Here is a 22,908-nt window from a genome sequence, read left to right on the forward strand (position 1 = left end):
GCCGGCCTCCGTGGACTCCTAGTCTTGTGTTCCGTACCGGAGCCGCCACATAACTGTGATATAACGAACGGTTTTTGGGGCGTTTGTCGCGCCGACCGTGGGGAAGCCGAAACCCCAGGTCGACGCGACATTCGACTATCGGTCAGTAACCGCTAGATCGCATCGGAGCGGGGTCGTACAACCCCGAGCGACGGGCGGTTCCGAGTTCCAGTTCCGCGGCCGGCGCCGGGATGATCTCGGTGAACTCCTGCAGCCCGCCCCAGTCGCGTCCCCAATTGTTGCGGAGGTACGTCGGCAACAGGGTCGGTCGCAGCATTGCCTCGGTGATGCCGAGCGGGCCGCCCGCGGTGCCCGACATCCACGTCTGGCTGTTCTTCCGGGTGGCCTCGGCGTCGGGCATGATCCGCCACTGCGGAACCTCGAGGACGCCGTTGCGCACCTTCATCGGCTGCTGGCACGGGAAGACCATGCCGGGCAGCCAGTCGATGAAGACCGGGTCGGTCTGACCGACCACGTCGTTGAGCGTGGCCAGCGTGCTGACCCGCGGCGGGGTCACCGCCACCCATTCCGACGGTGCGGCCGCGGTGTCGGCGACCTCGACCCGGACGACGGTCGCCCGTGGCGGCGCGTCGGCGAGCGGGAACCGCAGGTTGCGCCAGGTCGGGGTCTCACCGATGTCGATCGGGAACATCCGGCCCAGAGCGCTCACGCGGCCGTCGGCCTCCACGCGGCCGAACTGCACGGTGACCTTCTGCCCGGCATGGACCACCCCGATGCCGTCGACCGCCTCGACCGAACCGGCGACCGCCATCGTCAGCAGCGGCGCGTCGTCGGTGCGTTCGGGCATCCGGTACCAGTCCGAGGTCAGCGACCCGGTGCCCGACGGCGAGCCGTAGCTGCCCAGTACCGGCGTCTCGGCGGGATTCAGTCCGAACGGCAGACGCACCGTCGACCCGTTGACGCCACGGGCGCCCTGACCGCCTTCGGTGCCACCCTGAGCTGACGAACTGTCGGCGGGTTCGTCCGAGCCCGCGCCGGTCTGGGCGCTGTTCTGCGCTCCCGACGTGGTCGACGACTCGGTGCTCTCGGTCGCGTCGACCGACAGTCGGTCGGGCACGCCGTTGGGGGAGAAGCCGGTCGCGTCCGGCCCGGCCAGCGCGGCGGCGATGCCGGGGGCCGGCCGGCCGTCGACGGCCGCGGGTGCGAGGAGTCCGGCAGTGGGATCGGCCTCGACGAGGACGTCGTTGGCCAGGCCGCACGAGTTCCCGGTGAGGGCGCGCGCGTTGGACTTCATCCACGACCACGAATCACGTTGCTCGTAGGCGCCTTTCGCGAACGAGGCGACCATGAACAGCACCATCAGTCCGGAGATGACCGGCAGCGGTGAGAACTTGAGTTTCGAGTACCACTTGTCACTCCCGCGCGTGCGGGTCCGTTCGTCGACGAAGTCGTCGCGGAAGTGGAACCACAGGCCCGCCAGTGCGGTGGCGACCGCGGCGACGAGGATGAACCAGGCGATGTTGATGCCGCCCACCGTCGGTGGGCGATCCCACCAGGGGACGCCGTAACTGCCGACGAACCACCAGCCGTTGGTGCCGGCGAAGGAGATGCCCGTGATCGCGAGCACTGCTGCGGCGAAGAAGCTGCGATTGCGCCGCGATCGCAACACCGCGGGCGCCATCATCGCGCCCGCCGCCGCGGCCAGGCCGGCGGCGATGCCCGCGTACACGCCGAAGTGGTGAGTCCACTTGGTGGGCGTGAACGCGATGAAGAACATGGTGCCCAGAGTCACCGCGACCAGCCGCCAGATCGGTGCGCGCGCAATGCCGTTCGGATGCTCGCGACGCAACAGACGAAGCAGTACGACGACGAGGCACAGGATCATCGCCAGCACGCCGAAGCGCCGTGCGAGCGTACCGTCGGCGGTCGGCAGGATCAGGTAGTAGTAGCGGATCGGCTCCTGCCACCACTCCAGCGTCGGGCCGACGTCGGAGGCGACCTTGTTGCCCGCGATCAGCGGTGCGAGAGGCTGATCGGCGAAGATCTGGAACAGCACCGCGGTGCCGGCCGCCAGGATGGGCGCCAGCATCGGCAGCAGACCGTCGCGGGAGCGGCGCGACACCAGCGTCTTCACGATCGGCCGGATGCCGGCGAGCAGCGCGGCGACGGCCATCAATCCGCCGGGAGCGAGGGCGAGGGTGAAGGCGGCGGTCACCACGGCGACGGCGTAGGGGAGCAGGCGGCGGGTCGCGATCGCGCGTTCCACACAGCACCAGGTGAGCAGTGCGCCCACGGCCTCGGCCGGTTCCGGACGCAGTCCGTTGTTGAACGGCAACCAGATCGCGAGGAAGACGAACGCCGCGGACCACACGGCGGGGGTGCTGTGCCGGACGGCGCGGCCCAGGCGTGGGATCACCTCTCGACTGATGAGCCACCAACCCAGCAGTCCGAGAAGGAACGCGGGCAGTCGCATGAACGGCGCCGCGACACTCACGTCCGTCATGGCCGAGATGACCTGGAAATGCCAGCCGAACGGGTCCTGCGGCACACCGAAGTAGCGGAAGTAGTTGTCGGCGTAACCGGCGTCTGCGGTGATCCGACCGACGATGAAGTTGTAGCCGTCGTCGGAGGTGTTGGCACCTGCGAACCACCAGAAGGCGAGAATCGCGAAGACCGCGATGTCCGGTGGCCGGATGGTGAACCAGCCCGACGGGAGGAAGCGCTTGTGGCTGCGGCCGTCTCGACGATCCAGAATCCCGAGCGCGACGAGCGAGGCGATCGTCAGGAGGATGCCGAGAACGATCGCGGTGAGCTTCAGCGGGGTGGGGGTGCTGACGTAGCGGGTGTCGATGGTGGCGCGCATCGACAACCCGTCGCGAGGCGCGTCGGCGGGCAGGTCGCTGTAGATGCCGACGATCTGGGGACGCATCTCGTGGTCGGCCAATGTGAACCCGTGCGAGGCGCCCGAGTCCGCTGCCGGCTCGGGCAGGCCCTCGAATCGCCCGCTCACGCCTTCGCCGTCGGCGCGCATGACAATGCGGCAGTCAGGATTCGACTGTGCCGCCGCACGGTCGGTGTTCAGCAGTGCGACGTTGCGATCGGTGAGGGTCAGCGCATCGGACGTCGCTCGGACGAACAATCCGCGGGCGCCGGCATCCTGGCCGCCCTCGGGGATCGTCGACAGCAGCACTCCACCCTGCGCGGGTAGGCGGGTGGCCAGCGAACACGGCACCGACATGTCCATGTCGATCGGTACGAAGGACACCAACGGCGCCGCGACGTTCGAGACATCGCCGCCCTGCGGCCACTTCAGTTCTGCGGTCGACTGATTCACCGGCAGCAGCGGGGTGAGGACCGCCAGCAGGAATCCGAGGAGGCCGGTGACGGTTGCGACGATCTTCGGGTTGACCCTGATCTTCGGGTTGACCGTCGCCAGACGGGAGAAACGGGACTCACTCATCGGATTGGGGCTCCACCCTGATCGAGCCGGTGCGTGACCAGCCCCATTGCGTTGTCTGTGCCGTGTCGATCTGCGCATCGGGTGCCCCGGGCACCAGGGGGGTCAGCTCTTCCAATGCGCCCCAGTCGCGCACCCAGTCGTCCTTCAGGTACGTCGAGACCGCGGCCGCGGAGGTGGTGGCCTCGGAGATCCCCAGCAGCCCGCCGTCCACGCCGGCCTGCCAGGTCTTGGACTGGGAGTTGGTCAGCGGGTAGTCGCCCAGGATTCGCCACTGGGGCACCTGGGCGACCCCGTGGGAGACGCCGAGCGGTCGCTGGCACGGGAAGTGGGAGGCCACGCCGAAGTCGATGAGTGTTGGGGCCTCCGACCCGACGACCTCCTGCAGCGTCTGCAACTGCGGCGCGCGCGGAGGGGTGATCCCGATGAACTGCTTCTCGCCGAGGTTGTTGTCCTGCAGGAACAATCGCATCACGGTCGCGCGCGGCGGGGCCGCCGACATCGGCACGCGCATGTTTCGCCAAGGCATGTTGAGGATCACGGGTCCGGGGTCGATGGGCATGATGTCGGGACCGACCTGCTCGAAGTTCCCGTCCGCGCCCGGGCGGCCGAACTGCACCACCAGCTTCTGCCCGAAGTTCCGGACGCCGAAGGTGTCGATGGTCGAGACTGCGCCCGCGGTGCTGAACACCAGCAGCGGAGACGCCGCGCGGTCGGCGGGCAGGTCGTACCAGCCGGTCGTAAGCCGGGCCTCGCCCGGATACCCGTAGCTGCCCAGTACCGGTGTGGTGGAGGGGTCCAGCCCGTAGGGCAACTTGGCGGTGGAACCGTTCACGGTTTCCGGTCCGCGCCCGCCGGTGGTTCCGGCGCCCAGTCCGCCGGTGATCGCGAACGGGCGGGCCATACTGGCCGACACGTTCATCTGTCCGGGGCGCTGGCTTCCCGGTTCGGGCTGGAGATCGTCGGGAATCCCGTTGGGGGAGAATCCCGCCGGGTTCTCACCGCGTAGGGCCTGCGTGATGCTCGCGCCGGCTGCCGGGGTCAGCATGCCCGCGTTGGGGTCGAGTTCGACGAGGACATCGTCGGCGAGGCCGCAGCTGTTGCCGCGCAACGTGTTCAGATTCTCGGCCAGAGCGGTCGACGCGGGGTAGCGGGTCACGGCGGCCTTGGCGAACAGGAGCAACTCGACGATCACGAGCAGGCCGGCGATCACCGCCAGTGGTGACGAGGCGAGGAAGAGTCGTCGACGATCGGCTCGGGTCTCGCCGGGCCCGGTGTCGGCATGGGCGAGACCACGATTGGTGACATAGTCCAACCGGAGGTGCTGCCACACCGCGAAGGCGCCGGCGATGACGGCGAGGATCAGGAACAGGGTCGAGGCCTGGTACCCGGCGATGACCGGCGCGCGGTCGAACCAGGAGATGCCGTACTCGTAGAGGAACGGCCACGAGTTGTAACCCGCCATCGCGGCTGCCATCGCGAACAGCAACCCGGAGACGAACACCGTCAGGTTCCGCGCCGATCTGGCTGCCGACTGGGCCACGGCCACCGTCGCCACCGCCGCGATCGCCGACGCCAATCCGGCGAGCACGCCGAACTGGATGGTCCACTTGGTCGGTGTGAACGCGAACAGCAGCAGGGTGACGCCGACAGCGCCGATCAGACGCCACACCGGCCCCGGGTCGACTCCACGAATGATCGTGCGGCGCAGCATGACCGCGACTGTCACGAACAGACCGGCGAGCAGCAGCAGCAATGGCACGCGACGGGTGAGTGCACCGTCGTCGGTCACGACCGAGATGAAGTAGTACCTCAGGAACTCCTGGTGCCAGGAGATGACCGGCCCGACCGAGTAGCGCAGCTTGATCGCCTCGAGGACGGTTGCCAGGGTCTGATCCCGGAACACCACGATCAGGACCAGCATCCCGGCCGCGGCGATCGGGGCGACGAGGGTCAGGGTCGACGTCCAGACGGAACCGCCGAGTCGCCTACGGCGATCGATCAGGATGTGCAGGAGCGAGCGGGCCGCCACCAGCAGGATGGCCACCCCGACGACGCCGTGCGGGGCGAGGGCGAGGGTGAACCCCGCGATGAGGGCGGCCAGGGCTGCCGGAAGCAGTCGTCGGGTTGCGATGGCATACTCAGCGGCCCACCAGGTGAGCAGCGATGCCAGGACGATGATGCCCTCACTGCGCAGGCCGCTGCAGAACGGCATCCAGAACGCGGCGAACGTCAGCGCCGCTGCCCACGTCGCCCACGAACTCTGCCGCACGGCCGGTCCGAGGCGGGGTAGCAACACCCGGCTGAGGACGAACCACGACACGAGTCCGGCGATCAGCTGCGGGATGTGCATCCACAGCACAGTCGGCGAGACCGACGACCAGGCCGCGAGGAAGCTGTAGTACCAGTCGAACGGCGCCTCGGGGATTCCGTAGAAGCGGTAGTAGTTGGCCAGATAGCCGAAGCCGTCGGCGGTCCGGCCCATGTTGAGGATGTAACCGTCGTCGGGGGACCCCGCGCCGAGGACGCTCCAGACCAGCAGGATCGCGGTGACGACGAGGTCGGCGGCTCGAGGCTTCAGCGAATGCCACCACGCGCGGGTCCGCGCGCCGACCCGCCGGTGGTATCCGCCGAGCCGGTCGAGAATTCCCAGGGCGAGGATGGCGACGAGCACCGACAACGCGGCGAGCACCATCACGACGATCTTGAGGACCGACGGTGACGACTCGTACCGGTTGTCGATGGTCACCTGCACGCGCATGCCGTCGGCAGCGGCGGCGCGTGCCTGCTCGGGGCTGAGGTTGCTGAAGATGCCGTCGACCTGCGGGCGACGGTCGGGCGGCAGTGTCGTCGACTCGCCGAGCCCGACGAACTCCGCACCCGGTCCGGTGGGCGCGGAGAAGATGCGGAGTTCCTGGCATCGGTCGAGGTCCGCGCGCGCGGCGGTGGCCGCGAGACTGTTCCGGAAGGTCACGGTGATCGTGGCATCGGTGGCTGTGACCCACAGCGACGACGACTTCGATCGCGGCGCGTTGGTCGGCATCGTGGCGAGGACAACGCCGTCCGGTGCAGACGCCAGGGTCGCGCACGGGATGCGTGCGTCGAGGGTCTGCGGCGTCTGCGCGATGAGTGGCGCCATCACCGACGAGGTGTCGGCGCTCAGGTCCTGCCCGGCCGGCCACTCGAAACCGGCGTCGACGGCCTTGACCGGCAGCAGCGGGGTGAGGGCGCACAACACGATGCCCGCGATGCCGGCCACGATCGCGATCCACCGGGCGGTACCCACGGAGATCCTGGTCCCTTGCCCCGACGATTCCGCCCCCGACGACGACGGTTCTGCGGAATCCTCAGGCGAGGTCGGGGCAGTCACAGGCACGGTGCCTCATCGTAAGCGACGCCCCCCGGGCCACCTAGTGCCCACCCCGCAGCCCTGATCGATGAGGTGCGTGAACGTCGGTACCACTGCTCCCTGAGGAGCGCCCGGAGCTTGTGAAGGGCGCGTCACGAAGGGTCCCGCCCGCGCGGCAGCTCAGATCTTGCCCGCCGGCGGAGACTACCAGCAACCACCGACAATCTAGAGCTGCGACTCTGCGAAGCAAAAATGCTGTAGGACAACATGTTTCGAGCTGACGATCGTCATTCTTTCGTGTACACTCGAACGTACATTCGCAGCAACGGTTCTCGGGGGAGGTGACCGTCATGACCGACACCACACACGCCGACGGTTCTCTGCCGACATCTCGTGCGGCCGAGCTCGTCGCCGAACTGCACCGGATCATCGACGACTTGCAGACCGTCGACCTGGGCCCGTGCTCGGATACCGAGCTCATCGAGGTCGCCGCCGACACCGAAAAAGCCATCGCCCGCCTCACCTACACCGGCGACCGGCAGATGGTCACCATCGCCGACCGCGACCTCCCCCATCGCACCGGGCACCGCAGCATCACCGCATTCATGACCCACCGACTCCGGGTGTCCGACCCGATGCGCCGCAACCACCAACGCGACGCCACCGCCAGCCACCTCACCCACACCGGCGAAGCCCTCGAACCCGAACACCCCACCCTCGCCACGGCCTTGGCCGACGGCAGCGTCGGCACCGCACACGTCCGCGCCGTCATCGACGTCCTCGACCAGATCCCCCACGCCGTCGACCACGATGTAAAGGTTGCGGCCGAACGACAGATGACCGAGATCGCCGAAGCCCACACGCCCGCCGACATCACCCAGTTGGGTGCCCGTCTGCTCGCCCATCTCGATCCCGACGGCACCCTCACCGACGATTCGGAACGCAAGCGGCGGCGCAACCTGTGGGTCAACCGGCAACGCGCCGACGGCACCGCCAAACTCACCGGCACCCTCGCCCCCGAACTCGCCGCCCGCGTCACCATGCTCTTGGCCGTGTGGGCCAAACCCGGCATGAACAACCCAGGTGATCCAGATTCGCCGACCGGTTCGGTCGACGACGCCGACCCCGACCAACTCGCTGCCGCTGCTGACCGCGACGACCGCACCCCCGCTCAGATCAACCACGACGCACTCAACGCCCTTCTTAAGGCTGTCCTCGAGGACGGACTGCTCGGGAGATCTCACCGCGGGCTACCCGTGCAACTGATCATCAAAGCCGACCTCGACGACCTCGCCCGTGAAGCCGGGCTCGCGACCACCGCCACCGGCACCCTGCTACCCATCCCCGACCTCATCGACCTCGCCGCGACGGCCGCCGATGTCCAACCGTGGTTGGCGATCTTCAAGAACTCCACGGCCGTGCCGCTGTACTTCGGGCGCGGCAAACGTCTCGCCACCCGCGCACAACGCCTCGTCTCCTTCGCCCGCCCCGACGGCGAGGTCTGCTCGGCACCCGGCTGCGACCAGCCCGCCACCCACGTCGAAATCCACCACGCCCAGAAGGACTGGGCCAAAGGTGGTCTCACCGACATCGACCAACTCGCCCCCGCCTGCCCGCGCCACAACCGCATGGTCGGTGACCAGCCCGGCCAGTACACCACCCGGATCGAACGGTCCGGACCCGACGAAGGCCGCTGCCTCTGGCGGTTGAACGCCGAACCCGGCGCGCCACCCAACCCCGAGCAGATCAACCGCCGACCCGACATACCCCGGCGACTGGCAGAACATCTGAACACCGTGCGCGACGAGATCCACGGACCGGCCACCAGGTCCGGCGACCAGTCGCGCCCAGACCTGTCGCGCCCCGACGCCGTCGGCTATGGCGACCGCGGCCGGCGCCTCGAACTCGCCTACCGACAACTCGTCCACCCACCGGCGCCGCCGGAGCACTTCACCACCAAACCCCTGACCCCAGTCGAAGCAGCCCTCGCACGCATACTCGCTGACCATCGGTGACGGCAGAGCAGCTCGCCTGGCCTACTGCCACGGCGACCGGACCATCAGCGCCACCGGACCATCAGTGCCACCGAAACGTCAGTGCCGGAGCGGCGCGGGACTCCACAGTCCGCTGCGGGTGGCCGTCCCGGTCTCGATCTCGGCGAGCGTGTCGACGTCGCCGTCGCCGTACGGCTCGTATCGTTCGAGGGCGCCCCAGTCGCGTCCGATGTCGGCCATCAGATAAGTGGGCAGCGCCGTCGCCTGCTGGGAGACCTCGATCCAGCCCAGGGGGCCGCCGCCGAAGCTGTTCTGCCACGCCGACACCGCGGCCGCCAGGTCCGATCCCGGCTTGATACGCCACTGGGGGATTTCCGCGACCCCGACGTCGTGGGTGAACGGGCGCTGGCACGGGAACGCCAGACCCGAGGTCCAGTCGATGTGGACGGGGTCGGTGTCGCCGACGACGTCCTGCAGGGTGTCCATCTGCGGGATCCGCGGCGGGGTCAGCACGATGAACCGGTCCTCGGCGAGGTTGTCGTCGGTCGCGACGATCCGCACCGCGGTGGTGTCCGACGGCAGCTCGTCGGTGTTGTACCGGAGGTTGCGCCACGACGGGCGTGGGCCGGGATCGATGAGCTCGGTGTCGCCGTCGGCCTCGAGATCGGCGTCGCGGGTGTCGGGGCCGATCGGATCAGCGGTGTACTCGAGCATCACGTTCGGGTTGTCGTACTCGCCGGCCACCGCCATCGTCAGCAGCGGGCGATCCCGCCAGTCCGCGGGCAGCGCGTACCAACCGGAGGTGAGGCGACCGGGGACCTGGTCGAGCTTGGAGTAGCTGCCCATGACCGGGGTCGACGCCGGGTCGAGGAAGAACGGGAGGGCCGCGGTGCTGCCGTTGATCCCGGGTTCGGCGATCTCGCCGCCGCCGGTGCCGCCGGGGTTGGAGTTCACGATGTCCGGGTCCTGCCAGACGTCGCCCGACAGCACGCCGAGTGAGCCCTCGCTGGCCGTCGACTCCAGCGCCGTCGGTACGCCGTTGGGGAAGAATCCCGAGGTCGTCGGAGAGCTGCCGGGTGCGGGTGGCGGTCCGCCCAGCGGATTGGGAAGGGTGGGATCGACCGGGCGGAGCATGTCCCGATTGGGGTCGGATTCCACCCAGACCTTGTCGGCCATGCCGCACGGGTGTCCCGCGACGGCGGCGAAGTTGGAGCGGGGTACCGAGTACGACGAACTCTGGTGGATGCCGGCGAAGATCGCGGTGACGATCTGGAAGACGACGACCGCCATCGCGAGATAGGCCAGTGGTGCGGCCGCCATCGAGGCGATCAGCCGTCGATACCACCGTCGATGCGACGCGTCGTCGTCGGCGGCGGACTCCTCGACGTGCGGATCGGTCCCGGTGAACGGCTCGCGGAAGTGGAACCACAGCGCGGCGAGCAGCAGGGCGAGTGCGGCGTAGAGCAGCACGCTGCCGAGCATGATGCCGCCGATCGTGACCTGCTCGACGCCCCACGGCATACCCCACGCGGAGTAGTAGTAGTACGAGTTCGGCGCGGTGAAGGCGAGACCGCCGATGAACAGCACGAGCGCGCAGAACAGGGTGCGGTTGCGCCGGGAGTGCATCGACTGCTGACTTGCGGCGATGGCCGCGATCGCGGCAAGAGCGGCGGCGATACCCGCGAAGACGCCGAAGTGGTGGGTCCACTTGGTGGGCGTGAACATCAGGAAGACCAGCGACGCGAAGGTGATCGCGACGATGCGGCGGGTCGGGCCGATGGCGGTTCCGGGGATGCGGTTCTTGCGAACGAGCACGGCAGCTGAGACGACGAGTCCCAGGATCATGGCCAGCACGGCGAAACGCCGGGCGATGGATCCGTCGGCGGAGAAGGCGAAGAGCGCCGAGTAGCGGCCGATCTCGTTGTACCAGCTCATCGACGGCCCGAGCGCCGACTTCATGCTCGACGCCTCGGCGAACGACCGCAGGGTCAGGTTCGAGAAGACGACGAAGACGACGAAGGTTCCGGCGGCCAGGATCGGCGCGATCAGCGCGACGAACGACCAGCGCAGCGAGCGCTTGCGGTCGCTGTCGGCGGCCATCGGGTCCCCGGAGGACGACGTGTCGGAGTTCGGCTTGATGAAAGACATCTCCGCGACGACACGGGCACGTTTGATGAGCGCCATGATCATCGGGCGCGCGCCGGCGATCAGGGCGGCCACCGCGAGCAGGCCCGTCGGCCCGGCGGCGATGCTGAACGCGCCGATCAGGCACGCGACGGCGGCCGGCAGCATTCGCCCGGTGGCGATGGCGCGTTCGACCGAGCACCACGTGAGCAGCGCCCCCAGGCAGATGATCGGTTCGGGTCGCAGTCCGTTGTTGAAGGGGAACCAGCACGCGAGGAACGCGAACGCCGCGGTCCAGGCGACCATCGGCCGGGTCAGTGCGGCTCGGCCAAGGCGGGGCAGGACCTCGTGACTCACGATGAGCCAGACCAGGATTCCGCACAGCAGCGCCGGCAGTCGCATCCACGGGCTCGCCACCGAGATATGGCTGAGCAGGCCGAAGACCTGGTAGTACCAACCGAAGGGTGCCTCCGGCGCGCCGTACCACCGGAAGTAGTTCGCGGTGTAGTCGCTGTCCTGGGCCACTCTCGACATGGTCAGCAGGTAACCGTCGTCGGACGTGTTGGGCCCGATCATGTGCCACAGGATCAGCGCCCCGATGACGACGTAGTCGCGCGCGTTGAGACGCCACCATCGGGCCGGGAAAATTCGTCGATGACGCCGGCCGTCGGTCGAGTCGAGTGCCGCCAAGGCCGACAGCGACAGCAGCGTCGACGCCACTCCGACGATCACGACCAACCACTTCGAGATCGTCGGGGCGGTGTTGTAGCGCGAATCGATCGTGACGTGGGCGTCGAGTCCGGCGATGTCGGCGGCGGGACCGGTCAGATCGGTGAAGAGGCCGGTCACCTGTGGGCGCTGGTCCGGCCAGTACTTGAAGGCCTCTTTGTCCTCGGTCGTGCCCGCGAGCGGTTCGTCCTCACCGTCCTCGTTCTGAGTGCCGCTCGTCATGCCGACGAATTCGGCGGTCACGGCGTCGGAGTCGGCGTGCACGACGATCTCGCGGCACCCCTGGTCACGCATGTCCTGCAGCGTGGCCGACACCAGTGAGACGTTGCGGATCACCACCTCGACGCCCTGGCGGTCCAGGGGCGCATCGGCAGCACCGGTCTTGCGGATGAACAGGCCGCGCTCACCGGACTTCGGTGCCTGCTTGGGTGTGGTCGAGAGCAGCACCGATCCGCCGGGCGGCAGGTCGTTGACGGCGGTACAGGGGATCGTGACGTCGAGGTCGACGGGTGTGTAGCCGATCAGCGGGGCCGACACCGAACCGATCTGACCGTTCTGGGGCCAGTCGATCTCGGCCGTTCGCTGCGACACCGGCATGAGTGGTGTCGCGAGTGCGAGTACGAATCCGAGCAGTCCGGTGACGATGGCGACGATCCTCGCTCGTCGAACGGTCTGCGCTGGCACAAAGAGAGATGGTAGCCCGTGGGCCGTCTCGCCCCGGTCGGTGGCGGCACGGGCGCGACGGGCCGGTGCTCACGCGTGTGCCGGTGCGTCGGAGATCGCCGACCGGCAGGTCAGGGCCAGTAAGGTGAACGCCATGTCCGACGCCGACGTGCCAGACCGTTTGCCGATCCTGCTGCTCAACGGGCCCAATCTGAACACACTCGGCACCCGGGAGCCCGCCGTATACGGTTCGGACACACTCGCCGACGTGGTCGACCTGGCCGAGCGCACCGCCGCCGAGCTCGGCTTCGGGGTGCGCGCCGCGCAGACCAATCACGAGGGGCAGATGCTCGACTGGATCCACGAATCGGTCGGCAAGATCAGTGGCATCGTCATCAATCCCGGTGGATGGACGCATACTTCGGTCGCCCTGGCCGACGCACTAGTCGTCCCCGACGTCCCCGTGCTCGAGGTCCACATCAGCAATGTGTACCGGCGCGAGGCGTTTCGTCATCACTCCTATGTGTCCCCGATAGCGGCCGGGGTGATCGCCGGTTACGGGATTCGCGGTTACGAGTTCGCGATCCGTCGACTCGCCGAACTCGTCGACTGACCCTGGCAGCATCCGTTGACCGTGCACCGTTTCCCGTTGACTGTGCGCCGTTTTCCGTCGAGTGTGCGCATCCATATCGCAGGCGGGCTCAGGGTGGGCAATCCGAGTCACGGTGATTCGGGGGAGGATTCGAGAGCGCGGTCGAGGATCGTGCGGAAGCCCCTGGCGAGTGCTTGGTGCGAATGAAGCGTGCCACTCTCGAAGCCGATCAGCAGATACATTGCCGCGGTGGCGAATTCCTCGGCCTCGTCGCGGTTGTGAAGGACCTCGTCGTATGTGGCCGCGATGATGTCGCGCCGCTCCCGGTCCACGGTGCGCTGAATGGCGAGCACCTCGGGATCGTGCGCGGCCCACACGCGGATCGCGGCCTCGGTCGCGTGCGGTAGCCGCAGGCCGATGTCGGTGAGGGCGTCGAGTCGCTCCCGTGGATCAGCGATGTCGCGAGCACCGGCGATCAGTCGCTGGCTCTGTTCGTCGCGCCAGTGACGGATGAGGGCGGATCGATACTCGGCCCAGTTGCCGAACGCGTGGTAGAAGCTTCCGGTGGTGGTGCCGGTCGCTTCGCAGATCGCCGCCAACTTCAACCCGGCATGGCCGTGATCGGTGAGGATGGCCAGTCCTGCGTCGAGGTAACGCCGTTGCGTGTACTCCGACGGCTTCGCCTTCTTGCCGGTGCCCATCGGCCCAGTGTGCTGCACGAATGTCGACTATGGCGCCCGGGTCCGTGCCGCGGTGGCACCGAGACAGACCTGAATGTGACTCCTTGCACATTTCTATAAGTCGACTTACAGTGACGTGGCACTCACCGAGGAGGACATCCGATGCGCAAGGCGACCCGCAACCAGGGACTGGACCCGCAGACGCAGTTCCACGAGATCTACCGAAACCTGTCGACCTTCGACTTCCCGTGGGACATCAATCAGGCGCTGAGTTTCGCTCTCTTCCGCACTTACGCGGTGCCGAGCATCGGCCGGTTGCTCGACGAGACACGAGCGTTCACGGGCGACACGCAGAAGCGCTACGACGACACCTCGCTCCTGTTGGAGGTGCCGCTCCTGGACGGCTTCGACAGCAGTCGCGGGAAGTCGGCGATCCGACGGATCAACCAGATGCACCGGATGTACGACATCAGCAACGACGACATGCGGTACGTCCTGTCGACATTCGTGGTCGTCCCGAAGCGGTGGATCGACGACTACGGCTGGCGGACCCTGACCGACGACGAGGTGACCGCGTCGGTGAACTACTACCGAACCCTCGGCCGGCACATGGGGATCAAGGAGATCCCCGAGGACTACCGCGGCTTCGAGACCCTGATGGATGCCTAGGAGCGCGAGCACTTCGCGTTCGACGACGGTGGTCGCCGCGTCGCCGATGCCACCAAGAGCCTGCTCGCGTCGTTCTATCCCAGGCCGCTCGCGCCGGTGATCGACGTCTTCAGTCGATCGCTGATGGATGACGCGTTGCTCGAGTCGTTCCGCTACCGGCGACCCGGACGTGTCGCGCGGTTGCTGTCGATCGGTGGACTCAAGGCGCGTGGCCGACTGGTGGCTGCGCTGCCGCCTCGTCGCACACCGCAGCACGTGTCGGAGATGCCGCGAATTCGCAGCTACCCGAACGGCTTCGACGTCGAGAAGCTCGGTACGTTTGCGGGTGGCTGCCCGGTTCGGCACCTCCCGGCCGAGCCTGCACAGCAAGCCGCTTCGACCGGGGGCTAGGGGCCGATCTGCGTCTGCCGCATCTGCGGAGAAGGTCGATACGTTGCTCCGACCGTTGCGTCGTGACGCTATTAGTGCAACCATTGGGTTGCACTAATAGTCCGCAGCGAGGGAGCACCCATGAGCGAGAACACGGATACACGAGACGTGACCGGGTCGGCGGCAGCCGAATTCGATCGGATCGAGCGCGAGATCTCCATCGACGCACCCGCGGAGCGGGTCTGGTCTCTGGTCAGCGAACCGGGGTGGTTCATCAACGACAAGGCGATCACCGAGCACCGGATCGAACGTGACGGGGACTTGTCGACCATTCACGACCCGGTCCACGGCGCCTTCACGTTCCGCACCGTCGAACTCGACGAGCCGCGGTATGCCGCATTCCGATGGCTTGCCGATGCCGCCGATCCGCAATCGGATTCGACGCTCGTCGAGTTCTGGATCACGCCATCGGACTCCGGCGTTCTGCTGAAGGTCGTGGAGTCCGGCTTCGCATCGCTACCGGGAACGGATGCCGAGCGGCGCGCGAGGTTCGACGACAACAACGAGGGATGGACCATCGAACTCGAGCTGGCGCGAACACATCTCGGCGGCGTGCATGCCTGAGGTCGCTCCGGTCGAGGTCTTCGCCGCGCTGTCCGATGAGACCCGGTGGCAGATCCTCACCAGACTTGGCTCGGAACCCGCGTCCGCATCGCATCTGGCGGCCGAGCTCCCGATCAGCCGGCAGGCGATCGCGAAACACCTCCGCGTCCTCACCGAGGCGGGGCTGGTGACGTCGTCACGGGTCGGTCGCGAGATCCGCTACGAAGCCGTGGGGGCGCAGCTCTCCCGGGTCGCGCATCGGCTCGACGCCATCGGCCGCGGCTGGGACCGCCGTCTGGCCGACATCAAACTCCGCGCCGAAGAGGGTTGACGAACCGCTCCGTGATCCGAAAGAGCCGCAGGACTCCCCCTCTGCTCCTTGAGGTGCGGGGACCGCGACCCCCCTCTGCTCCCTGAGGTGCGAGCGAAGCGAGCCACGAAGGGTCTCGCAACGTGCCTCACCACGCCCTTCGTGGCTCGTCGCTATCGCGCCTCGCACCTCAGGGAACAGGGGTTATGCGGTTCTTTCGGACTAGGGAGCGGGGGGCTTGCACCCTCAGGGAGCAGCGGAGTCCAGCACCTCGTCGATCGCCCGGGCGGTGTCGGCGGCGTGCGGCGCTCGAATCATGGAGATGTGGTCGCCGGAGACGTTGTGGAAGGTCACCTCGCCCGACGACATCCGCCGCCAGAGGTCTACATCATCGGGATTGGTGCGCGCCCGGATGACGCCGACGGGGCCGGCGTAATCGCGTGGCCGGTAGCGGCGGATCATCTTGGTGCCCAACCGGAAGAACACGACCCACTGCACGGGTGTCGGGAGTTGCACCATCCCCGCGGTCGGGACGAGGACTGCGAGCACCATCTCTTTCACCACCCGCTGGGGGAGGGGTTCTCTGGCGGGGGTGGGATCGTCGCCGGTGCGGTCGGGTAGAGCAGTGTCCTGGGCGCCGCGTCGTGCACGCAGGCGTTCGACGATCCCGACCTTCTCGCCGCGGACCCGCTGGGCCAGTGCCGGATCGAACAGCGAGTCGAGAACGACGACCGGATCGCATCGCTCGCCCGCCTGGGTCAACCGCGCCGCGACCTCCATCGCGACAAACCCGCCCAGCGAGTAGCCGCCCACCTGATACGGACCGTGGGGTTGTACCGATCGGATGTCGGCGATCGCCCGTCGCGCCGCGGCGCGAACGGAATGATCGGCACGACCGCGCTTTTCGACGCCACGTGACTGGATCGCGTAGACCGGCCGGTCGGTCTGCAGTGCGCGGACCACCGGGGTCAGACTGGTTGCAAGGCTGCCGGCTCCGGCGACCAGGAAGATCGGTCGGCCGGTGCCCTTCCGCAACGGGATGAGGGTGGCGCCCGACGCGTTCGCCGACCGTTCTTTCGCGGCGGACTCGATGCGCTGCGCGAACTGCGCGATCGTCGGCGCCTCGGCGAGCATCGCGGTGTTCACGTTCAGTTGGAGGTGATGCTGGACCTCGGCCAGCATCTTCGCCGCGGCCAGTGAGTCGCCCCCGAGCTCGACGAAATCCTCGTTACGGCCGATGGATTCGAGGCCCAGGATCTGACACCAGAAGCGGTGCAGTGCCATCTCGGTCATTCCGCGGGGCGGTTCGTGTTCGGGGCGCGCGGGCGGGGGCGGCAGTGCGGCCCGGTCCACCTTGCCACGTTCGTTGCGGGGGAGTTCGGCGAGTACGACGATGTCGCGCGGAATCATCCACGGAGTCAGCGATTTCCCGAGTTCCTGTCGGATCTCGGCCGGCGAGGGTGACCATTTGTCCGGGTCCACGGCCACGTGGGCGGTGAGTCGCGCCTCGTCGCGGTTGGCGGTGACGACCGCGTCGGTCGTCCAGGCCAGGGCGCGGAGAGCGGCTTCGACCTCGAGCGGCTCGACGAGGTAACCGCGGATCTTGATGGCGTCGTCGCTGCGGCCGAGGAGCGCCAGTTCCCCGGATTCGTCGAGTCGCCCCAGATCGCCGGTGCGATAGCGGGTCCGGCCGTCGGGCAGCTGGATGAAGCGCGCCGTCGTCATCTCCGGATTCCGGTGATAGCCGGACGCGACGTGGGCGGATTCGACGATGACCTCGCCCGTGGTTCCGACCGGGAGGTCGTGACCGTCCGTGTCGACGATGCGGATGGACTTGTCCGACGCCGGCATCCCCACCGGGATGGCACCCGGCTCGACCTCCCGCTCGGGCGGGAACAGGTTGAAGGCCAGGTTGCCGACCTCCGACGCCCCTGCCCAGCAACAGAACACCCCGCCCGGGAGAATCGTGTCGCGAGCCAGCTCGACGTCACCACGGTGGGTCGGCTCGCCACATGTGGACAGCAGCCGTAGGGAGTCGACGGCGTCGTCGGCCGACAATTCGCCCAGCCACGACCGCAGCAGTGACGGCGTGCAATGTGCGGTGGTCGCCTCTTGCGAGGCAAGCCAGTCCCGCAGCCCGGTCGTGGTGCGGCGGCGGACATCCCACAGCAGCATGGTCGATCCGTTGAGCAGGCTCATCGCGAGCGCATCAAGGCCTCCGCCGAAACTCAAGGGCAGCAGGACGACGGCGCGGTCCTCGGGTCGCATGCCGAGGAACCGACGGCCGTCCCGAGCGTGGTTGACCGGCATCTTCTGTGACAGCACAACCCCTTTGGGGGCCCCGGTCGATCCCGAGGTGAACAGCAGGACCGCCGCATCGTCCGGGCGGGGCGTGGGGGCGGTGTCCGCCTGGCCGGCGACCGCGGCCTCGACGGCGGTGTCCAGGAGCTGTGCATCGGAGCGTTCCAGCACGACGTCGCGTCGGTCGGGAGGCAGGAACGGGTCGAGTAGGACGAGCGGGCGTCCAGAACTCAGCACGGCGAGCATCGCGATGACCGAGTCGATGTCGGATTCGATTTCCACCGCGACGGGCCGGCTCGGGTCGGTGGTGGCGACGACCGTGCGCGCCAGCTCGTCGACTCTGGTCGCAGCGTCGACGAACGTGATGGACCGCTCGGGGGTCCGGATCGCGATCGCGTCGCCACGAACGGCGGCGACGGCTCGCCAGCGGGCTGCTGCGGTGTTCGCGGCGTCGGCGCCCGGCACGGTGTCGACGGCTGCGAGGTCGGTGACGACCGCACCATCGGTGGGAGTCGCACGTGCCTCGAGAGGGTTCTGGCTGCTCATGTCCTCAAACTTCCGCGGAGGCGGGAAACGTCGACGGTCATGGACGGGCCTCGGAACTCGAGCCCGGACACCGGTGCCACGCCGCGCGGGACTCGGCCCCTCCTCCGGCCCCGTCAGCTTGCCAGGTAAACCTACCTTCAGTTGCTCGAAGCAGCACGGTCGGAGCCTGCTCACAATGCTCTCGCTGTGACCGAGACCTCCGAATGTAACCTGTTCACTGATCGTCGGGCGGTGTGTTCAGCGTCGGCTCACACGACGATCGGGCCGTTCGATTCGTACGAGGAGAGATCGACGATGCAGTACGACGAAGTGATTCTCGGGCGTCGAAGCATCCGCGGGTTCACGCCGGATCCTGTTCCCCGGGAGCTGATCGAGGAAATCCTCACACTCGCCATGCGGGCGCCGTCGTCGATGAACACGCAGCCCTGGAACTTCCACGTGATCACCGGTGAGCCGCTGGATCGCATCCGCGCAGGAAACACCGAGCGCAATCTTGCCGGGGTGCCCCATTCGCGAGAGTTCCGGACAGGTGCGGAGAAGTTCACCGGCACGCATCGCGACCGTCAGGTCCAGGTTGCCAAGCAACTGTTCGGCGCCATGGGCATCGCCCGCGACGACACGGCGATGCGCCAGGACTGGGTGCTGCGGGGTTTCCGCCAGTTCGATGCCCCGGTGTGCGTGATCGTGACCTACGACCGCATCCTCGACGGCAGCGACGACACGCCATTCGACTGCGGTGCGGTCTCGACGGCACTGGTCAACGCCGCCTGGTCCCGCGGTCTGGGCGCCGTGATCAACAGCCAGGGCATCATGCAGTCACCCGTGGTCAGGGAGCACGCCGGGATTCCGGACGATCAGGTGATCATGAAGAGCATCGCGCTGGGCTGGCCGGATGACACCTTCCCGGCCAACACCGTGATCTCCGAGCGCAAGTCGGTCGCGGAGGCCGCCACGTTCGTGGGCTTCGACCACTAGCGGCGCGCCGATCATCCAGGGGTCAGCGGGGTAGCCGCGTCATCCCGTAGACCCGGTCGACGCGCAGGCGCAGCATTCGCCGCTGTTCGCGCACCATCGCGGCCCGATACTCATCCCAGTCCGGATGGTCCTCACCGCGAAATGCCCGATACCAGTCGACGAGGAGGTCGACGGTCGGGTCGTCCGGAGCCGCCGCCACCGGACTCAACGTGCCGGTGCCCTCTGCCACGGCGTAGGCCGAGAAGAAGCCGTCGCCGAGGACGTGAAGACTGACCCGGGGATCGCGCTCGACGTTGCGCGACTTCGCCCGTGGTGCCGTCACCGAGATCAGAGCCGATGCGGTCTCCGGATCCCAGACATGAATGACGTTGGATGATTGCGGTCGTCCGTCGCGCCGGAGCGTGATGAGGATCGACTCCTGGTGATCGGCGACTATCTGCAGGAGGTCGGGGTCGAGGGCTTCGCGGGGAGCGTTCATGCGAATCTGCAACGTCGGCCGAACCGAAATCCTTACCCCGACGCACCTCTGTCGTCCCCGATGCGACGGATCATGCCGACCGCGACCGGCTTCAGCGCGAAAGTGCCTCACGCGCAGCAGCGGCGACACCACCGCGGTCGATCGGGCCGTGGCCGGGGAGCAGGACATCGGCGTCGAGGTCGGTGAATCGTTCGACGCTGCGTCGTGCGGTGGGCTCGTCGTGCTGGAAGAGCGATGGGATGCACTGCGGACCGGTGATCGATGAGATCTCGTGCCCGCTCACCAGCGCATCACCGGACACCAGGGCGCGGCCGTCGGCGACGAGGTAGGCGCTGTGACCGTCGGTATGGCCGGGGCTGGCGACCGGCACGGGCGCACCCGGCAGATCGAGCGGTTGCCGTTCATCGGTTGCGGTGCCGGCAGCGAACGCCGATGCCTGTGCGAGGCCCGCGCGACTGAGCACGCCGAGCGGTGTGGTCTTGGCCAGCCAGGCCCACAGGCGGGGATTCGTGACCTGCGGGGCTAGATCGAGCGCGTTGGCCTGCTGGAGGTGGTGGCGCAGCGCGTGATCCACCTCGACGGGGTCCATGTAGACGTCGAACCCGTACCGTGCCTGCAGTGTCACGAGACCGCCGAGGTGGTCCACGTGGGCGTGGGTGAGCAGCGCGCCGCGCACGTCCTCGGGTCGGCGGCCGATCTGCTCGATCGATTCGACGACCTGATCGGCTTGTCCCGGGTAGCCGCCGTCGATGAGCGTCAGTTCGCCGTCCTCCTCCAGGAGGATCCAGTTCACGACATCGGTGGCCACGAAATGCGTTGTCGACGAATCACCGTCGACCCGGGTGATCGTCATCGGACGCGAGTTGCGGAACGGGAGTCGCATCACGGTCACTTCCGGACGACGAGGACGAACGGGCCGCGCTCGGTGACCTCGAAGCGCGGGTCGTCGAAGACCGTGGGGTCGAAGGTGACCGTGTAGCGCTTGACGTTCGGGTCGTTGGGGTAGACGTCCTCGGCGAGGCGGAGCGTGTAACCGTCTGCGCTGTACCGGAACAGGAAGACGTTCGGGGGTGTCCACGGCGAGCGGTCGAGCGCATCGACGAGCTGGTCGGCGTTCTCGCTCTCCGCCCACCGCGCGATGGCGGCGGCGCGCTTGTCGAATTCGGCGAGCGGATTCGCGTAGTGCGACGTGAGTCCCTGGAAGCCCCAGTACGGGTAGATCGACAGGAACCCGAAGTCGGCGGTGAGGACGACATTGTCAGTGCGTGGCTTGCCGGTCTGCTCACCGATCAGCGTGTCCAACCCCGCGAAATACGACTCCGCGCCGGCCGGGCGGGCATCGGCGCGTTCGCCGTACCCGTCGGTGTCGGTGTAGGCGGTGGTGATCTCGGTGCCGAGATGCCCGGGGATGCCCTGCGCCATCGCGATCGCCGAGAGCACGGCCAGTGCACCGACGACGACTCGCACATCGCCGAAGCGGCGTACCGCCCAGTGCGCGAGATCGACGACGCCGAAGACACCGGCTGCGCTGAGCGTGGCGACCAGGATGGGTTCGAGGCGGAAGGACAGCAGTGTGGTGCCCAACGCGGTCATGAGCATCGACAGCAGGCAGAACAGATAAACGGTGACGACGGTGACGCCCATCGCCAAGGCCACGGTGCGGGTGCGGGTGCGCAGCAGAATCCAGAGGAGGCCGATCATCGTGATGGCGCCGAGGAGGTTCAGTCCGAACATCGGTAGCGGCAGCACCGAGCCGCGTTCGGGCAGATAGTGTTCGGCGGTCCCACCACTGGCCGGGCTGTTGGTCAGCCGCGCCCAGAGGTAGGGCGCCCAGACGAGCAGGGCGATCACACCGGAGATGACCCCGACGGCGACCAGGCGGCCGGCCACCGCGACCACGACGCCACGTCGTCGGCTCTTGATGGTCGCCGACGGGGTGGCCTTGTTCGACGCGCCCAGCCAGCCCTGCACGGCGAAGTAACCGGCCAGCAGGATGGCGGTCAGTGCGAACAAGCCGGTGTACAGGGTGTAGGTCGCGGCCGAGATGCCCAAGAACACACCGGAAGCCACCACGGCAGGCCAACTCGTCGTGCCGAAGAGCGGTCCCACCGGGCCGTCGGCGGCTCTCGTCCGGCCGCGCAGGGCGTAGGTCAGTGTGATCAGCATCGGAACGCCGATCAGCACGAGGATCGCCGCGTACGGTTCCGGCGAGGCATACAGCAGGGTGACGGTTGTGACCGCGAGGCCAAGGGCGACACCGCGATCCGCGCCGAACATCCGGATGAACAGGATGACGCCGACCGCCGCCGCCACTGCCATCGAGACGATCGCCCACGTCTTGTAGGCCTCCCAGCCTGGCTGCCCGAGTAGGTTGGCGAAGCGCCCTCCCCACCAGAACCAGCCGGCCGGGTAATACGGCGGCAGATCGGTGTAGGTCATGTCCGCGAGGTGCGGGCTCGACGTCATCCGGGTGAGGTACTCGGTGCGGAACTCCTGGTCGACCGACAACCCGAACAGATAGAGACGTGTTGCGCCCAGCGGCATTCCGATGGTGACGGTGACGAACCCCGACATCGCGGCCGCGGACAGCACCGGCACCAGCAGGCGAGCCCTGCCGTAGCGATAGAGCAGTGCGGCCACGACGAGGATCGCGATCGCCAGCACCTGCCCGGCAGTCGTCAGCGACCGGGTGACATTCGACGAGTTGAACGCAGGCCAGTCGACGGTCCCGATGGCCGTCAGTCCCGCCATCGACACGACGCCACCGACCACCACGGCCGTCAGCAGAGGGACGACGGTTCGCCTTCCCACTCCCTGTGGCGCGGTGGGGTTTCCCTCTGCTCCTTGAGGTGCGGTGGGGTTCCCCTCTGCTCCTCGAGGTGCGATGGCGCCTTCTGCTCCCTGTGGCGCGGTGGGGTTCCCCTCTGTTCCCTGAGGTGCGGTGGCGCCCTCTGCTCCTTGAGGTGTGGTGGGGTTCCCGTCTGTTCCCTGAGGTGCGGTGGCGCCCTCTGCTCCCTGAGGTGCGAGCGGAGCGAGCCTCGAAGGGTCAGGTCGGTTCATCACGTCGCA

The 22,908-nt window shown here is 67.8% G+C and carries 13 protein-coding genes and 1 pseudogene; 6 read left to right on the top strand and 8 right to left on the bottom strand.

What is annotated here, in order from left to right:
* Positions 1-142 precede the first annotated feature (142 nt).
* Positions 143-3,460, bottom strand: a complete 3,318-nt coding sequence (locus tag ACFW3F_RS06410; RefSeq protein ID WP_388055455.1) for an arabinosyltransferase domain-containing protein — start codon at positions 3,458-3,460, stop codon at positions 143-145.
* Positions 3,453-6,833, bottom strand: a complete 3,381-nt coding sequence (locus tag ACFW3F_RS06415) for an arabinosyltransferase domain-containing protein (RefSeq protein WP_388055457.1) — start codon at positions 6,831-6,833, stop codon at positions 3,453-3,455. Before ACFW3F_RS06415 ends, ACFW3F_RS06410 begins: the two co-directional genes overlap by 8 nt.
* A 323-nt stretch (positions 6,834-7,156) precedes the next feature.
* Between ACFW3F_RS06415 and ACFW3F_RS06420 the strand changes: the two genes are divergently transcribed.
* Complete coding sequence (locus ACFW3F_RS06420) at positions 7,157-8,821, top strand: DUF222 domain-containing protein (RefSeq protein ID WP_388055459.1); 1,665 nt, start codon at positions 7,157-7,159, stop codon at positions 8,819-8,821.
* 78 nt (positions 8,822-8,899) lie between these two features.
* On the opposite strand, the gene ACFW3F_RS06425 is transcribed toward ACFW3F_RS06420, so the two are convergent.
* Positions 8,900-12,337, bottom strand: a complete 3,438-nt coding sequence (locus ACFW3F_RS06425) for an arabinosyltransferase domain-containing protein (RefSeq protein WP_388055461.1) — start codon at positions 12,335-12,337, stop codon at positions 8,900-8,902.
* Positions 12,338-12,470: 133 nt separating this feature from the next.
* Between ACFW3F_RS06425 and aroQ the strand changes: the two genes are divergently transcribed.
* A complete protein-coding gene (gene aroQ / locus ACFW3F_RS06430; protein WP_388055463.1) occupies positions 12,471-12,929 on the top strand; it encodes a type II 3-dehydroquinate dehydratase in 459 nt (152 codons plus the stop codon).
* A 107-nt stretch (positions 12,930-13,036) separates the two neighbouring features.
* On the opposite strand, the gene ACFW3F_RS06435 is transcribed toward aroQ, so the two are convergent.
* Positions 13,037-13,609: a TetR/AcrR family transcriptional regulator gene (locus tag ACFW3F_RS06435; RefSeq protein WP_388055465.1), complete on the bottom strand. Its 573-nt coding sequence runs from the start codon at positions 13,607-13,609 to the stop codon at positions 13,037-13,039.
* 141 nt (positions 13,610-13,750) lie between these two features.
* Here ACFW3F_RS06435 and ACFW3F_RS06440 point away from each other — a divergent pair.
* The 3 genes and pseudogenes from ACFW3F_RS06440 to ACFW3F_RS06450 all read left to right on the top strand — a co-directional run bounded on the left by ACFW3F_RS06440 (position 13,751) and on the right by ACFW3F_RS06450 (position 15,560).
* Positions 13,751-14,647 (top strand): annotated as a pseudogene (locus ACFW3F_RS06440) (oxygenase MpaB family protein).
* A 120-nt stretch (positions 14,648-14,767) separates the two neighbouring features.
* Complete coding sequence (locus tag ACFW3F_RS06445) at positions 14,768-15,250, top strand: SRPBCC domain-containing protein (protein WP_388055467.1); 483 nt, start codon at positions 14,768-14,770, stop codon at positions 15,248-15,250.
* The gene (locus tag ACFW3F_RS06450; protein WP_388055469.1) at positions 15,243-15,560 is read left to right on the top strand and encodes an ArsR/SmtB family transcription factor; all 318 of its coding nucleotides are present in this window, start codon (positions 15,243-15,245) and stop codon (positions 15,558-15,560) included. Before ACFW3F_RS06445 ends, ACFW3F_RS06450 begins: the two co-directional genes overlap by 8 nt.
* Positions 15,561-15,785: 225 nt before the next feature.
* Here the strand turns inward: ACFW3F_RS06450 and ACFW3F_RS06455 are convergent, their stop codons facing one another.
* Positions 15,786-18,386 carry an alpha/beta fold hydrolase gene (locus ACFW3F_RS06455; protein ID WP_388055471.1) on the bottom strand — a complete coding sequence of 867 codons (2,601 nt, stop codon included), beginning with the start codon at positions 18,384-18,386 and terminating at the stop codon, positions 15,786-15,788.
* A 294-nt stretch (positions 18,387-18,680) separates the two neighbouring features.
* Between ACFW3F_RS06455 and ACFW3F_RS06460 the strand changes: the two genes are divergently transcribed.
* On the top strand, positions 18,681-19,361 hold the full coding sequence (locus ACFW3F_RS06460; RefSeq protein WP_388055473.1) for a nitroreductase: 681 nt from the start codon (positions 18,681-18,683) through the stop codon (positions 19,359-19,361).
* Between the two features lie 22 nt (positions 19,362-19,383).
* Here ACFW3F_RS06460 and ACFW3F_RS06465 read toward each other — a convergent pair whose 3' ends face one another.
* The 3 genes from ACFW3F_RS06465 to ACFW3F_RS06475 all read right to left on the bottom strand — a co-directional run bounded on the left by ACFW3F_RS06465 (position 19,384) and on the right by ACFW3F_RS06475 (position 22,899).
* Positions 19,384-19,839 carry a PPOX class F420-dependent oxidoreductase gene (locus tag ACFW3F_RS06465; protein ID WP_388055475.1) on the bottom strand — a complete coding sequence of 152 codons (456 nt, stop codon included), beginning with the start codon at positions 19,837-19,839 and terminating at the stop codon, positions 19,384-19,386.
* A 91-nt stretch (positions 19,840-19,930) separates the two neighbouring features.
* Positions 19,931-20,722, bottom strand: coding sequence for an MBL fold metallo-hydrolase (locus ACFW3F_RS06470; RefSeq protein WP_388055477.1), 792 nt, complete (start codon positions 20,720-20,722; stop codon positions 19,931-19,933).
* A 5-nt stretch (positions 20,723-20,727) separates the two neighbouring features.
* Positions 20,728-22,899 (bottom strand): arabinofuranosyltransferase, encoded by a 2,172-nt coding sequence (locus ACFW3F_RS06475; protein WP_388055674.1) that lies wholly within the window; start codon positions 22,897-22,899, stop codon positions 20,728-20,730.
* Positions 22,900-22,908 lie beyond the last annotated feature (9 nt).

This window comes from Gordonia sp. NPDC058843 (genome assembly GCF_042743165.1).
In the GTDB taxonomy this organism is placed as follows: domain Bacteria; phylum Actinomycetota; class Actinomycetes; order Mycobacteriales; family Mycobacteriaceae; genus Gordonia.

Bases quoted from the DNA above. Each gene is read 5' to 3' on its own strand.
- ACFW3F_RS06445 (WP_388055467.1), top strand. From the start codon at position 14,768: ATGAGCGAGAACACGGATACACGAGACGTGACCGGGTCGGCGGCAGCC.
- ACFW3F_RS06420 (WP_388055459.1), top strand. From the start codon at position 7,157: ATGACCGACACCACACACGCCGACGGTTCTCTGCCGACATCTCGTGCG.
- ACFW3F_RS06475 (WP_388055674.1), bottom strand. From the start codon at position 22,899: ATGAACCGACCTGACCCTTCGAGGCTCGCTCCGCTCGCACCTCAGGGA.
- ACFW3F_RS06460 (WP_388055473.1), top strand. From the start codon at position 18,681: ATGCAGTACGACGAAGTGATTCTCGGGCGTCGAAGCATCCGCGGGTTC.
- ACFW3F_RS06435 (WP_388055465.1), bottom strand. From the start codon at position 13,609: ATGGGCACCGGCAAGAAGGCGAAGCCGTCGGAGTACACGCAACGGCGT.
- aroQ (WP_388055463.1), top strand. From the start codon at position 12,471: ATGTCCGACGCCGACGTGCCAGACCGTTTGCCGATCCTGCTGCTCAAC.
- ACFW3F_RS06470 (WP_388055477.1), bottom strand. From the start codon at position 20,722: ATGCGACTCCCGTTCCGCAACTCGCGTCCGATGACGATCACCCGGGTC.
- ACFW3F_RS06455 (WP_388055471.1), bottom strand. From the start codon at position 18,386: ATGAGCAGCCAGAACCCTCTCGAGGCACGTGCGACTCCCACCGATGGT.
- ACFW3F_RS06450 (WP_388055469.1), top strand. From the start codon at position 15,243: ATGCCTGAGGTCGCTCCGGTCGAGGTCTTCGCCGCGCTGTCCGATGAG.
- ACFW3F_RS06410 (WP_388055455.1), bottom strand. From the start codon at position 3,460: ATGAGTGAGTCCCGTTTCTCCCGTCTGGCGACGGTCAACCCGAAGATC.
- ACFW3F_RS06465 (WP_388055475.1), bottom strand. From the start codon at position 19,839: ATGAACGCTCCCCGCGAAGCCCTCGACCCCGACCTCCTGCAGATAGTC.